This is a genomic window from Polynucleobacter sp. AM-7D1 (assembly GCF_018688455.1).
Taxonomy (GTDB): Bacteria; Pseudomonadota; Gammaproteobacteria; order Burkholderiales; family Burkholderiaceae; genus Polynucleobacter.
In genome coordinates, this window is the sequence record NZ_CP061319.1 from 1,668,351 (window position 1) to 1,682,245 (window position 13,895).

Genomic DNA, 13,895 nt, shown 5'->3' on the forward strand with positions numbered 1-13,895 from the left:
AACCCCTAAAAATAGCCTCTTTTGACTTTCCGCAATAGGTTAAGAAGAAGACGACGAAATGGGTTACGACACCCTACTAGATTTCAATGGGTGGCTCTTTCCACCGTAGTACGAACCTAAAACAGGTATCTGCCCGGCTTTGCAAAATGGCCATGTAATTGCCCACCTACGTTGGAAGGGGCTATTCCCCTCTTTCTGATTTTTAAGTACCTCAATATCGTCAACTTTTTTTATTAAATCCACATAACACTCCTTCCCAAAGTCGCCAAGCCTAAGAATTAAATATTCTTCTAGGAAATGACTCTTAACTGGAAAAGCGTCCATTGGTAGCGGGTATTGCATAGTTTTCATATGCATACCGTGAAGAAGCTCTAAATATCCCCTTGTTAACGCAGAAATTCCTTCCATCGACCATTCAAATGTTTCATTAAAGCTAGATGAAAATCTAGTAATCATTATTGCTTGTCTATATCCAGGGATATCTTTTCCGGGCCTACGCTCTAGATCATTTTGAATGAGCACTCGATCGATGCGCTCATAAATTTGTGCTTCCGTAATGGACTTGGTTTCCAACAAATCCCAAAGTTCTGCATTAAAGAGATCTGAGGTACCTTGATATTGCGGATCACTTTCAACGGCTAAAACTATTTCATTGATATCTCTCCAGCGGGGATCTAGGCCCTTAGGGTATCTGTGGTACTTCCTGATATTGGCAAAGATTTTAGGCTGCACATCCCCCTTTAAATGAGGAGAACGCCAAACAAATAGCTTATCTAATCGACCATCTTTTGGATTGCCCCTACTTTTAATTTCTTCATACCAAATCTGGATGCGAGCCTTTTCATAAGAGGTTTTAGGTTGTCCACCTGCTTTTTTGGGCATTAGAAATGGGGTGACTTGAATATTTATTTAATGAACCTTTTTTTCATTTTAGATCAAGGGCACACTAGTCCCAACCTAAAAGGGCTTGAAATGGCGACAACTGAGCGCAATTTATTGAAGGATTTAATGGATCGATATGGCTCCATGGTGGGCGGCAAAGACCTCTACCTGGCACTGGGGTTTAAATCCTATGGCGCCTTTCGCCTAGCCAATGAAAGGAATGAAATTCCAATCAAAATCTTTAAGATCCCCAAAAGGAGGGATTGGTATGGGCTCACGAGCGATTTAGCTCAGTGGCAGATGAGCCTCACGCAAAAGCTCCTCGACAACATAGAAGAGACAAGGAGCTAAAAATGTAAAAAAGCCAGAATCAACCCGAAGGTCTATCTGACTTTTTTGATGCTTGGATCTGCTGCTGTTCGAAATCACAGTATCTCCAAACCCCAAAACAAAGTCAATTTTTTTGAAGCTTATTTGAGCCGACGCGGGAGAAATGTATCCAATTGATGCCTTTTGACGGTTCAGACGAATCACTGGAGATGCAATGCAGCAACACTTACTTAGATCAACAGAAGAAAATTTAACATTAAAAACACTATGTAGAAAATTTAGTAATGGAGCGTTAATTATTCACGAGAACCCTGTTCGACAGGTAGGCGGCAAGAAGAATGCTCCGCACTTAAAAACTACTGCATACCATTTTGATGTTCTTGATGTTGATTGGATCAATACAGAGTCAAGTTTTGAGGCTGACTTTGTTTTAGTAACCACCCTTAATCCCAGTGTATCTGCTATATACCACCAGAGAGCAACCCTAACGCTTTCAAATGGATCAACCTACACTCCTGATTTTTTAGTAATCAAGAATGGGCGACCAACAATAGTAGAGGTAAAACCACATAAATTTACCGTCAAAGAACCATGGTCAAAATTATTCGAGGAAGCCCTTTCTATTTGTGAAACCGTAAACGTTAGATTTGAAGTTCAAACAGAACTGCAATTTCGCGTAGGAAATTTGCATAAAAGGGCCGAATACATTGCATTTTGCGCTCGTCTTGAATTTACTTCAGAAGATATTTTATTGGCTATTGAGGAGGTATCCAAATACACAGATGGAATGACCTTTGATTTTTTCATGAGAATTACGGGCCTTCCAAAGATATTGATTTTAAAACTCGTAGCAAGCCGTCACTTATACCTTAATGATGCGCTTGAATATGAAGATTGCTCGATGATTTATTCGTCACCAGCTTATTGACATGAGAAATTATTTTTCAGTTCAAAAGGGATTTTCATTTTTATTTGAAAATGCCATCCACGAATTTAATAAAGAATTTGCTACTTCGAACTCAGAGACTCGTGTTTATTTTACTAACATGACAACCGGAGAAATCTGGGACAGCACTCGGGAAGATATCTATCTCAATGTGACAAATAAGTCTTACGCGGTGATCCAGACAGGGCTAATCGATGACTTCACTTCAGACATACTACTTCACAATAATTACTCAACTATCGAACTAAATCTAAAACAAAAGTTTACCCATGAGAGGAGGATATTTTATTGCGGTCATTTAATTGCAAAAAATATTAGCGGAAATAATTTTTCTGAATTGCGCGCTGAACTCCATAGAATGAAATCATTTTTAAGTGAGCCAAAAAAACCAAGTCCATCAACTGTCAGACTTTGGATGCTTCAATATCAACCGCGGGAAGATGCTGCTGATTTAATTTCTGGTCATGCATTGCGTCCGAAAGGCCGATATCGATCACATCCTTCGCTAATAAAAATAGCATTTGAGGTCTTGAAACATCATTATTTCATTCAAAAAAATAATAAAAAAAATATAACAAGAAAAACAGCTCAGGCTTGTGCCATAGAAGTAAATGTGCGTGTGAATAAGTTACCGTTATCAGAATTCAAGGAAATATTTCCCGAAAAGGATCCGTTTGCCTATACCGGCAATCCCCCGCTTGCGCTCTTAAGATGCCCGTATATCAGTAGTGCCACCATTAAAAGATTAATTCAAAGTTTTACACCCTATGAACGCGATCGTTTGCGCCTGCCAAAGGAATTGGTTAAGAAAAAATGGCAACATTCAATTGGGGGCGGCTACCCGGAACATGCATTCCAATATGTTGAACTAGACCATACGGTATCGGATGTATATGTCTACGACTCGAAGCATGGAAATATTATCGGTAGGCCCGTCATAACATTTTTAATTGACTCATTCTCTGGCTATATCTTGTCTACATGGGTCAGTTTTGATGGGGAAAACATTGGACGATTCAGTAAGGTCATCGAATTTGCTTACCGAGATAAAACAAGCTTATTAAAAGAATTTAATCTTCAAAATGACTGGTTTTCTTTGCCAGTCAAACCCCTCTATATGCGTATCGACAATGCGCCGTCACAACGCTCCGCAATATTTTATGCGATATCTAAAAACTTAGGCATCAATCCAGAACGTGGCGCAGTTCGAACACCAGTAATGAAGGGTGGTGTTGAGAATTTGATGAAACGGTACTCTGATGCACTGCCTCAGCGAGGAAGACCACTTAAGCCAGGCGAGGTTTCCATTCCAGGCTATGACCCCCTGAAGGATGCAACCATTGCATTTGACGATTTTATTGCCTGGGTATTCAAATGGGTAGTTGATGTGCACAACGTTTCAATTCCTGAGCGAAGCTTAATATCTCCAAGAGATATTCTGATGGAGGAAATGGAAAAACTAAAAGGCACAGTGCCGGTCTACCCAATCATGACTGAAGAGTTTAGGAGAGACTTATCCGTTCCCAAGCAATGCCAGGTTGATAACAATGGCATCACTCTTTTTACTATTAACTATCGCAGCCCTGAGTTACGCGACCTGACCTATCAAATTAGTCCAAAATTTAAAACTGAGATTAGATTTGATCCGAATGATATGGGCAGTATTTTTGTCTTAAATAAAAAAACTCTAAATTGGATTACCGTTCCAGCAGTGCGGGAAGACCTCGCAGGAAAAAGTCTGTTCTGGGTTAAATCAGAACGCAAGGCTCGTCGCCAAATGAACATTGAAAGCGGTGCGCTTCAGAGGCATCTTGAAGCGATATATAGCTTTGGTGCATGGCAAGACCAATTTCTATCTTCCAGCAAAAGAAAATTAAATGAAGCGAAAAAGGATGCTAGGCGCAGGCAGGTTGACCAAGATAACCCCCATGGCAAACCTGAAATTATTCAAATGCTACCGCCGCCCACTCCAATAATCAGCTCCATTGCCGAACTGGAGGCGCTGACTGAAAAATACCCAGCTGTAGATGTTTCCACAACCCCTCTTGACGCAATCATCACATCCGTTACTTATGAACCACTATAAAGCAGCCTCTAAATCTAATATTCCAGCCTCCATTCAGTTACGCAATACACGATTAAGACACCCCCTTTTTGAGGAGGCGTTTAATGGAACTTTGCACATCTTAAAAAATGCTCTTGCAACAGCCCGCCCGAATAGCGGAGTCTTAATTCATGGGCATGGGGGCACTGGAAAATCCACCCTATTAGACTCATTGACAAAGGCCATTGAGAATGGGACCAATGGAGCTCCTCATGGAAGGGTCCTAAATATTACCTTCTCCGATTCAATTCCTACGCCAAAGAGCCTGTACTCTTCCGCCCTAAAACAAAGCAACTACGTTCTTAAGTTTGATGCACGATCAACTCGTGATGGCATTCTTGAAGATAGAGTTGTTGACCAAATTGAGCGCGAAAAATTTATTGCAATGTTTATTGATGAGTCTCAACAGGTAATTAAGCAATCAAAAGATGAGCTTCGAATACGCGTACTTGACTCCGTTAAAAATCTATCTACCAGGACAGGAATTACAACCGTTTTATCGGGGACGCGTGATATTTCGCCTTTATTTGATGGCGAATTAGGAGATGGACAACTAAGCACTCGTTTTGCAACACGATTTTATCTTGCTGAATTTCAAACAGAAATGGCTCTTATGGGATTTTTGAATGGGTATACACAACAGTGCACAGCAATGGATATAAATATTATTCGACATAAATGCAAGGAAATATTCACAAGTATTGGCGGAAACTTACGGCGCCTAACGGATTTCATCATCATGTCTGTTGAGATTGCTGAAAATACAAGTGAGGGCGTTCTAGCAGCCGAACATCTTAAATTGGCTTTCAAAAAATATTATGGAAATGCTCATACTCATGCCAACCCATTCTAATTTTCCATTACGGACTGAGTTATTTGAATACCCTAACTTCCCAATCCACGACACTCTAATGCCTGGTGAATCTGGTCCAGGATTTATTATCCGAATGGCTCAAAAAAACCATGTTGGCTACTATGAGTTAATGCGACATATCAATTTTTATCAGTATCCCTACATCACCAATAATGCCGCAACAATGATTTCCCCTCTTTTTGGGCTCAAACCAAAATGCATTGCAAGAGTAACGGCTGATCACTACAAAATATATGGGCAATGCCACACAAGATTAAATGGTTTTATCTTTAGAAAATCTTACCTTGTAAGACAACGACATCCACAAATATGCCATCTCTGCATTGAGGAGAAACTCTACTCCCAGCTAGTTTGGGATTTGAGCCTTTATACGGCTTGCGTTGAACATAAAATATGTCTTATAGACCACTGCTCTTCATGTGGGAAAAGTCTTACCTGGGCTCGGAACAAGCTATCTGTATGCGGATGTGGAAAACCTTTTTTTGGGAAACACAATAAGAGTTCCATCGCTAGCGAATTCCAACTCTTTGTTTCAAGCGTAATTAAGTCTAAATTTACAGATGATCTCTCAGAGCCAATTTCAAACAATTCATTACTGAAATTATCTGATGGTCTTTCTTTGGATATATTTTTACGATTAATTTGGAGTTTTGGCTTGCACACTGCACCCATGCTTGGCAGACTCTCCCACGGAAAGCAAATTTTAAATACCTCAGCAACGATAGATTTAGTGAATCATGCAATCACAAGAATAAATCACGCGATATATCAAAATTCCATTTCCACTATAAAGATTGCGATCAATAAGACGTCGCTAAACGATGTTTTGGAGGATTCAACTCATCAGGAATTCAACATAATCCATTTTTTATTAGATAAAGTGTCGGCGTTAGAGAGTATTCCTGGAATTAGAAACTCAAATATGCAAAAACAATTACTTTTATTTGCAGATAACGTATGAATAAATTTTGGCCCAAATTACCGACATTACTATGGCTTCCGCCAACTTTTAATGATGAGATCATTAGCTCTTGGTTTGCAAGAATTCGTCATGAACATCGCTTAACTTACTCGGCACTTCTCAAGCAATTTGAATTAAAAATACCATGCGATATTGATATAGCCTCCATCAGACTAGGTCTTGAAAAAATTACCAATGGAACAAATTTTCCTGTAGCAAGAATTTCAGACATGGCTAATATTTTTTCATGGGTCGAACGCAATCAAAAAATAAATTTTGCTTTAAATAGAGACAAAAAAGGTATTGCTTTCATTGCTTTTTGCCCAGACTGCTTGTCTGAGCCAACACCTTATTGGAGGGCTTCTTGGAGATTGAGATTTTATAAAGTCTGTATTTTTCATAGAAAGCCTATGCGCCTTTATTGTCAACACTGTAACAAGAGGCAAATGTGCAATCTTACAAATTTAAGAATTTCACATACTCTAAGAAAAATTGCATTGCGATTCTGTTGCCATTGTTCCAAATCGCTAACTGAAGAGAAATTTAATAGGCCTCATGATTCAAAAAAAATTGAAAAGCATATTGTTGTCCAAAAATTTTTGACTTACTTTTTTTCCAACTATAGACTACGTGAGGACCTTGACTTTGCCTCACTTTTTCTACAGGCCTTAGATCAATTCCCGCATTTCCTAAGGCATAGAAAACCAAATAACGATGAAATTAGATTGCTAAGGCGTTTATTGAGGTGCCTTACGCTTAACATTCGTCAAAAGATTTCGACATCCGATCCAAGCACAAATGACGCGTACCCTAGACATGAACTTAACGCTGTATGTGGAACATCTTCTCAATGGGATCCACTAGATCAAACGATGTACTACGGTGATTTTGATCACTCACTAGACTATTTATCCTTTAGGGCTGAAATTTACTAGCTGAGACTGCCATCTAACAGCTTTAATTTTCATTTGGCTCATGGTGAGTTTTTTTAAAACTCAATGAGATTTCACTCCATTTTTTTAAGATTAAGCAATCTCTTTTATTTCAATATGGTGATCATTTATCCTATAACTTATTAATTAATATAGATATTTATTTTAATAATTAGCGATCCTCTACATCAAAAGGGTTTCCTGTACTTTCTATAATTGAGGCAGGTGAGTAGGTAGATTCCTACATATAAATAAGCCTTAAGCCCTTACAGCTCCAATCTGTCCTGCCTAGACTGGCTATTCAATGATTGGAGAATGCTGATGAGCCCGAAATCCCGGCTGTACACGCTTGTAAAGGCTTGGAAGAACAAACCCTTCCAAGAAGTGCGCGATGCCTGTGGCCAGCCTTGGCTAGGTCTTAGCGGTGAAGTACTCGAAGAACACCAATCCTGGTCCCAGCGACAAGCGATTAGCAATGAACCCATCTTTAATAGCCAAGGAAGCAAGCTGACAAGCTCTTTATTTAGACCATTACTGACTGCCACCGATACACAACTCCTCAGACTGTTCATGGAAGGCTTGGATACGATTACCTACTGGTACCGTAGTGGTCGCTTCATTCCTGGCATCTTGCCTTTGCCAGCGCAACACTTAGCTTCAGCCGACTTCATTGATGCTCTGAGCGACCTCATCCTGAACTCACGACTTCCGGTTGGTCTTATCAGCTTGGGTGTGCACAAACTCAAGGATGCCGACTCCATGCATTCCTGTATGGAGGGCATATTGAGAATGCGCCGTCTCGGCGTTCTGATTCATCTTCTCGAATTTTCTGGAAGTAGCTCACAAATCCGGTGGATTGAAGAAATGGAACCCGAAGGCATACATATCGATATAGGGCAATTCCGTACCAATGGCTTACCAAATGAAATGGTCCTCCTAGCTCAGAAATTTCATAGCCAGATCTACGCCAGCAATATCACCCTAGTAAAGGATTTAGAAAACGCCATGGCTATGGGATCGCACCACTGCTATGGCGGCCTGATGATGCCACCAGTTAGTCGACATCAAATGCTACACACGAGCGATAGCCGTATCGCTAAAGCCATTTTTTCGCTGCACCCTCATAAAAACCTAAACGGAGACAAGTAATGAGAAAACGCGTGATGTTGGTAGATGACCATCCAGCAATGCTGATGGCATTAAAAAGTATGTTGCAAGATCAATTGCTTTTTGAGATAGCAGGACAAGCGCAGCATGGGGAAGAGTGTCTACGCTCAATCAAAGAAGTCAATCCCAATATGGTGATCTTAGATTTAGATATGCCCAAGACCGATGGCTTTGATGTCATTCGCCGGATTGGCTTGATGCATCCAGATGTTCGTATTCTCGTTTTATCTAGCTTAGATGAAGCTGTCTATGGGGGTAGAGTGCGATCCTTAGGTGCTCATGGTTTTGTCAATAAGACCGCTGGTGCCGATGTCATTCTGGCTGCATGTGTTGCTATCTCGCAGGGATATACGTTTTTCACACATGGGAAGAACGGCAACACCTCTTTAAGTGACAACGACAAATTGGCGCTGATATCCGATCGCGAACTGCAAGTCATGAAGTATCTCGGCAAAGGCAACACCAATCAGCAGATATCAGACTTACTACACATCAGCAATAAGACTGTGGCGACTTATAAGACTAGAGTCTTTGACAAACTGGGCATTAACAATATTGCCGATTTGATCTTGTTCTGCCGCATGAACAACATCATCGAAAGCTAAAGCTAGCATGCATCGATTCATATTGAAAAAAGTATTGGCACTCTGCTGCATCTATGGCGGCGTAACTCACGCCGGCCCCTTTAGCGCTTCAGAGCAATCATGGATCGATGCCCACCCAGTTGTGCGATTTAGTATTCACGAAAAATATGCCCCCTATCTTGTCCAAGCCAATCAGCAAGAAAGTGCAGCACCATTTAAAGCCCTACTATCAAAAATTGAAGAATGCACCCGACAGCAATATGTAGCGGTATGGAGAAAATCTGATCAAGAAGGTTTAAAACAACTCAGCAAGGGCGATGTGGATTTCATTATTGATCCGCCTAGCATTAATGACCATGTCATGCAATTTGGCTCTCTGTCTGAAGCCATCTTTTGGGGGCATGATGCCATTGTCACCAAGAACTCAAGTAAGCTGGATTCACCAAGCCTAAAAATTGCCTATTTTGATCGAGGTCTTGAGAATACGCCCTCCATCTTTAATGACTATGCCAAAGATAAAGAGGCTCAGTCACCTAATGACTTGATGCAATCCCTGATCAAAAGCGATATCGAGGCATTGGTGATGCCAATCCGCTTAGCGCGTCGATTGATACAAGAAACCCCAAATTCAGATCTAAAAATTGATGGGCTATATAGTCGAGATCCATTTGCCTATCGTTGGTTAATCTCAGATCAAGATGCTCCCCTGCATGATGTATTGAGTCACTTTTTAAATGACTTAGACCCCATTGAATCACGCCAACTATTTGCCTTAGGCGATGAAGCTAAGCCAAAATCAAGCCTACTACCCTGGCTAAGCGCAATACTGGTATTCATTATTGGTGGGGTGATGCTCTACCAGCTCCAAAGAAAGTATTTTCATCAGAAAAAAACTGCTCTTGAGTTGCTGAACTCCAAAGAGTTAGCCGAAAAGGCCAATGCAGCCAAATCCGCTTTTCTCGCAACCATGAGTCACGAAATTCGCACTCCCATGAATGCCATCTTGGGAGTTCAAGAGCTGCTACTCAGTAGCGCGCAATTTCCTAAAAAAGATAAACCGCTATTAAAGAGCGCTCAAGCTTCAGCTGAATCGCTTTTAGGGATGCTCAATCAAGTACTGGATATTTCTAAGATTGAAGCTGGCAAACTCACCCTCAATCTAGAACCGTGCAATCCACATCAATTGATCATGGATATTCATGCAGCGTTCTCCACGGTAGCCCAGAAACAAAATCTTCTTCTACATACCTCGATTGACCCCAGAATCGCTGAAGTTCTGATGATTGATTCATTGCGTCTACGACAAGTTCTGCAAAACTTACTAAGCAACGCAATTAAATTCACCAAGGAAGGTGAGGTGTACTTTTCCACCACCGTACTGGCAGATGATCATGCCGGCCAATTACTTGAGTTCAGAGTAATCGATACTGGGGTGGGCATGGGCAGCGAGCAAATTAAATTGGCTCTGCAAGCTTTTGAGCAATTACCGACTACGCAGGAATCTTGCCAATCTGAACAAGCGAGGGGTACAGGGCTTGGACTGACCATCACCAATCATCTAGTGAACTCCATGAACAGTCATCTCTACTTTGAAAGCGCTCCAGGCTTTGGAAGTAATGTTCACTTTTCGGTGGCCTTTCCTAGAACGAGTATTGCTGCTCCCCAGCCTACTAGCTTCGACTCATTGGAATCGCCATCCAAAAACTTGATCTCGAAAAGGGCGGGAAGGAAAAACTGCTCCATTCACGCCTTAGTAGTGGAAGATCACCCAGCCAGCCGACAAATTTTGTCTTTGCAATTAGAGGCATTAGGAATACGCACTCGTGTTTGTGAGAATGCTGCCGCTGCACTCATGCTGCTGAAAGATCATCATTTTGATCTCATGCTCACAGATCAGTCTATGCCCGGAATGCAAGGTTCTGAATTGGCTAAACAAATCCGATCTCTGGGTAATCGTGAATTAGTCATTATTGCTGTCACGGCCGATATTTACGCTTTAGACTCCCGCCACCAATTTTTATCCTCCGGTATGAATGGCGTGCTCATCAAGCCTCTAAGTCTTGGTGCTCTTGAGAATGAACTCATGCGCTATTTTGAATCTAGCCAAGACCCCATCTGCAGTAATGAGGTCTACTCATTTGACGCTTTCTCCAATCTCATTAAAGACGATCCCCGCCAAATCGTCGTAATCCTAGAAGAAATTGAAAAGGTACATCTAGAAGTTTTGAGTCAGCTCCAGTTAAATAGTATTCAAGCCCCTATCAATGAGGCACAGTTTCGAAGCCTGGTTCATAAAGTCAAAGGCGGGGCACAACTGTTGCAAGCGAATGAATTTATCTATGCCTGTGAATCGCTTGAAATTGAAGGACTGCTTTCAGATCGGATAGATCGATTCGTCACCCTACTCGAAGAACAAAATCAAACTATCGAGACTTATAAGAAAAGATATCGGCATTAATTTGTGGCTGTTGTCGTAGGCTGGGCATCAAGGTTTATCCTATAGGGAATGCGTACTCAGAATTCTTCAAGCCCAGTCCTAGCCCAAGCTCCCATCGTGTTGCTGGGCCTAGCCATCCTACTCCTGGCCCCTCAGGCGTACTCTGCGGACTTGGCATCGAAGGATGCCGCTCTGAAGTTCATACCTAAGGCTGTAGCAGCTAGCCTTGAGAAAAATCAGATTCCCAAAGATGCAATCAGTATTTCAGTAATGGAAATTGATCAGGATCGGCCAGGAAAAGTGACAGCAAAAACAGAGGTGGACTGGCGTTCACAGCAGGCAATGAACCCTGCATCCACCATGAAGCTCATCACCACCCTCGCAGGATTAGATGTCCTAGGGCCTCAATATCGTTGGCGTACAAACATTTATACCGATGGGCTTATTCGTCAAGGAACGCTCAAAGGCAATCTCTATTTGCAAGGCACTGGTGATCCAAAGCTAATCCCCGAAGAATTCGCCAAAATGATGAACGCTATACAAAATTTGGGCATCCAGAAAATTGATGGCAACTTATTCTTTGATAGAAGCGCCTATACGCCTAGCGTGATGGAACACAACACGATCGATGGCGAATCCTTACGCGCCTATAACGTCCCACCAGATCCTCTGCTGTACGCTTTTAGAACCCTCTCGTTTCAACTAGGTAAGTCACGCACTGCTGACTTTATCGATATCAGCTACACGCCACCACTATCCAAACTCAAAGTGATTAACCAAATGCAGTTGGTCAATCGGTCTTGCGATGACTGGAAAAGCAATCTTCGTTTTAACTTAGACCCTGAGGGTGATGGGTCTGCCACTAACCAACTACTGACTGCGCAGTTTTCTGGCAGCTTTCCTAATGCCTGCAAAGGGGTGAACTACAACGTCGTTGCTTTAGATGCGAATACCTTTCTTACCCAAGGCTTTGCTGCAGCCTGGGAACTCGCTGGCGGCACTTGGGCTCAAGCGCCCACCGGAAAGTCTAGCACCGTTCCCCTAGCGGCGCGACTGCTGCTGCAGTTTGAAGGCATCCCTTTAGCTGATGATGTGCAAGATATCAATAAGTTTTCCAACAACGTAATGGCAAGGCAATTGATGTTGACCTTAGCATTAGAAAAGATGGGTAAACCAGCGACTACTGAAAATGGTGAGCTTGTGATTCAGAGCTGGCTAAAGGGACTGGATCTTCAGTTTCCGGAACTCGTAATTGAAAATGGCTCCGGCCTATCTCGTAATGAAGCGGTATCAGCCGAGCATTTGACTCAACTATTGGTTGCAGCTCGTAACTTATCGGTAGCAGATACTTTTTATAACAGCCTACCAATTGCAGGTAAAGATGGCACGATGAAAAACCGCCTTATGGCACATTTGCGGAAATTTTTGCATTTGAAGAAAAAACCTGAGGCCCGAATAAAAACTGGAGCACTCGTAGATGTACGGGCAATATCAGGCTATGTGATGAGTAAGTCTGGAAGAATGTACGCTGTGACCTCTTTCATAAACCATCCAAATGCTTTGAAAGGTCTAGATGCGCACGATCAACTCTTGGCATGGCTATTAAATGATGGGCCAGATCCAAAACAAGCGCGTTGAAGTCGATCTCGAACACCATCCCATTCCTCGCCCACCGGAGGCTCCGGAAACAGAATTAGATCCCAGCCTTGCTGATCTAAATCTCGCAAAGAGCGGTACAAGCGACTCGCAAATGCAGCACTATCACTAGGCACAATCACTTCCTCAAAATGAGCTGATGGATGCCCATCATCACCTAATGAAGAATCTGAATCCCATACAGCAACGGCTACCCTCGACTTAATATCTGGGAACTCGCTGAGCGCATCCAAGACTCTGCCTGGCGCATACATTCTGAGAGGGGTTGTCGGAGCGTAATGGGCACGAAGACTACCAGAGACCCTTGGTGCATCTCCACCCTGCTTTACTAAATCACTTTCACCAGGCAAATAGACTTTAATACCCGTCTTGCTAAGAATTTCTCCTGGAGTAATGAGGCCTGGGCGTAATAAGACTGGATGCTCACCAGAAGATAAATCAATGATGGTCGATTCAATGCCGACTTCGCAGTCACCACCATCCAAAATCATGAGCTCCAACATACCCTCAAACTCGCTACGGACATCAGCAGCGCTCGTAGGAGATACTTTGCCGAAACGATTAGCCGAAGGAGCAACCACCCCACCCTTAAACTTACGCAGCAATTCTTGTGCAATCGGATGCGCAGGCGCCCGAATCGCCACGGTATCTTGACCACCGGTAAGCTCGTTTAAAACGCTTTTATCTTTTTTAAAGACTAAGGTCAGTGGACCTGGCCAAAAGGCATTAATGAGTCTTAAGGCATCCTCTGATAAGTCCCTTACCCAGGGCGCTAGAACCGGAACCCAATCGATTTGGGATTGATCAAACTTATCAGGGGCTGCCAAATGGACAATCAGCGGATGATTGGATGGTCTGCCTTTGGCGGTAAAAATCCGCTTAACTGCATCAGGATTCTTCGCATCTGCCCCTAAGCCGTAAACAGTCTCAGTCGGAAAGGCAACTAAGCCACCATCTCGCAAAGTTTGTACTGCTTCGTTAATTACCGCAGATGATTGTAGTGAGCTACTATCGCTGGACAT

12 protein-coding genes are annotated in these 13,895 nt (G+C 42.4%); 10 read left to right on the forward strand and 2 right to left on the reverse strand.

The features are described from left to right. Window positions 1–63 precede the first annotated feature (63 nt). Window positions 64–882 (reverse strand): hypothetical protein, encoded by an 819-nt coding sequence (locus GQ359_RS08710; RefSeq protein WP_215386726.1) that lies wholly within the window; start codon window positions 880–882, stop codon window positions 64–66. A gap of 15 nt (window positions 883–897) precedes the next feature. Between GQ359_RS08710 and GQ359_RS08715 the strand changes: the two genes are divergently transcribed. From GQ359_RS08715 to dacB, 10 genes are all read left to right on the forward strand, one after another. Then, window positions 898–1,233, forward strand: coding sequence for a hypothetical protein (locus GQ359_RS08715; RefSeq protein WP_215386728.1), 336 nt, complete (start codon window positions 898–900; stop codon window positions 1,231–1,233). Window positions 1,234–1,426: 193 nt separating this feature from the next. Next, window positions 1,427–2,140, forward strand: a complete 714-nt coding sequence (locus GQ359_RS08720) for a Tn7 transposase TnsA N-terminal domain-containing protein (RefSeq protein ID WP_215386730.1) — start codon at window positions 1,427–1,429, stop codon at window positions 2,138–2,140. A 1-nt stretch (window position 2,141) separates the two neighbouring features. Beyond that, window positions 2,142–4,244, forward strand: a complete 2,103-nt coding sequence (locus tag GQ359_RS08725; protein ID WP_215386732.1) for a Mu transposase C-terminal domain-containing protein — start codon at window positions 2,142–2,144, stop codon at window positions 4,242–4,244. Beyond that, complete coding sequence (locus GQ359_RS08730) at window positions 4,231–5,115, forward strand: TniB family NTP-binding protein (protein WP_215386734.1); 885 nt, start codon at window positions 4,231–4,233, stop codon at window positions 5,113–5,115. The genes GQ359_RS08725 and GQ359_RS08730 overlap by 14 nt, the downstream gene beginning before the upstream one ends. Further along, window positions 5,099–6,097 (forward strand): TniQ family protein, encoded by a 999-nt coding sequence (locus GQ359_RS08735; protein WP_215386736.1) that lies wholly within the window; start codon window positions 5,099–5,101, stop codon window positions 6,095–6,097. Before GQ359_RS08730 ends, GQ359_RS08735 begins: the two co-directional genes overlap by 17 nt. Continuing rightward, a complete protein-coding gene (locus GQ359_RS08740; RefSeq protein ID WP_215386737.1) occupies window positions 6,094–7,032 on the forward strand; it encodes a TniQ family protein in 939 nt (312 codons plus the stop codon). The genes GQ359_RS08735 and GQ359_RS08740 overlap by 4 nt, the downstream gene beginning before the upstream one ends. 318 nt (window positions 7,033–7,350) lie before the next feature. Continuing rightward, entirely contained in the window at window positions 7,351–8,178 is an 828-nt protein-coding gene (locus GQ359_RS08745) for a diguanylate phosphodiesterase (protein ID WP_215386739.1), read from the forward strand. Then, the gene (locus GQ359_RS08750) at window positions 8,178–8,801 is read left to right on the forward strand and encodes a response regulator transcription factor (protein WP_215301983.1); all 624 of its coding nucleotides are present in this window, start codon (window positions 8,178–8,180) and stop codon (window positions 8,799–8,801) included. Before GQ359_RS08745 ends, GQ359_RS08750 begins: the two co-directional genes overlap by 1 nt. 7 nt (window positions 8,802–8,808) lie before the next feature. Beyond that, window positions 8,809–11,238: a response regulator gene (locus GQ359_RS08755; protein WP_215386741.1), complete on the forward strand. Its 2,430-nt coding sequence runs from the start codon at window positions 8,809–8,811 to the stop codon at window positions 11,236–11,238. A 48-nt stretch (window positions 11,239–11,286) separates the two neighbouring features. Beyond that, a complete protein-coding gene (dacB, locus tag GQ359_RS08760; RefSeq protein WP_215386743.1) occupies window positions 11,287–12,855 on the forward strand; it encodes a D-alanyl-D-alanine carboxypeptidase/D-alanyl-D-alanine-endopeptidase in 1,569 nt (522 codons plus the stop codon). On the opposite strand, the gene GQ359_RS08765 is transcribed toward dacB, so the two are convergent. Beyond that, window positions 12,801–13,895, reverse strand: a complete 1,095-nt coding sequence (locus tag GQ359_RS08765; RefSeq protein ID WP_215386745.1) for an L-threonylcarbamoyladenylate synthase — start codon at window positions 13,893–13,895, stop codon at window positions 12,801–12,803. The genes dacB and GQ359_RS08765 overlap by 55 nt on opposite strands.

Bases quoted from the DNA above. Each gene is read 5' to 3' on its own strand.
- GQ359_RS08710 (WP_215386726.1), bottom strand. From the start codon at position 882: ATGCCCAAAAAAGCAGGTGGACAACCTAAAACCTCTTATGAAAAGGCT.
- GQ359_RS08720 (WP_215386730.1), top strand. From the start codon at position 1,427: ATGCAGCAACACTTACTTAGATCAACAGAAGAAAATTTAACATTAAAA.
- GQ359_RS08725 (WP_215386732.1), top strand. From the start codon at position 2,142: ATGAGAAATTATTTTTCAGTTCAAAAGGGATTTTCATTTTTATTTGAA.
- GQ359_RS08730 (WP_215386734.1), top strand. From the start codon at position 4,231: ATGAACCACTATAAAGCAGCCTCTAAATCTAATATTCCAGCCTCCATT.
- GQ359_RS08735 (WP_215386736.1), top strand. From the start codon at position 5,099: ATGCCAACCCATTCTAATTTTCCATTACGGACTGAGTTATTTGAATAC.
- GQ359_RS08740 (WP_215386737.1), top strand. From the start codon at position 6,094: ATGAATAAATTTTGGCCCAAATTACCGACATTACTATGGCTTCCGCCA.
- GQ359_RS08745 (WP_215386739.1), top strand. From the start codon at position 7,351: ATGAGCCCGAAATCCCGGCTGTACACGCTTGTAAAGGCTTGGAAGAAC.
- GQ359_RS08750 (WP_215301983.1), top strand. From the start codon at position 8,178: ATGAGAAAACGCGTGATGTTGGTAGATGACCATCCAGCAATGCTGATG.
- GQ359_RS08755 (WP_215386741.1), top strand. From the start codon at position 8,809: ATGCATCGATTCATATTGAAAAAAGTATTGGCACTCTGCTGCATCTAT.
- dacB (WP_215386743.1), top strand. From the start codon at position 11,287: ATGCGTACTCAGAATTCTTCAAGCCCAGTCCTAGCCCAAGCTCCCATC.
- GQ359_RS08765 (WP_215386745.1), bottom strand. From the start codon at position 13,895: ATGTCCAGCGATAGTAGCTCACTACAATCATCTGCGGTAATTAACGAA.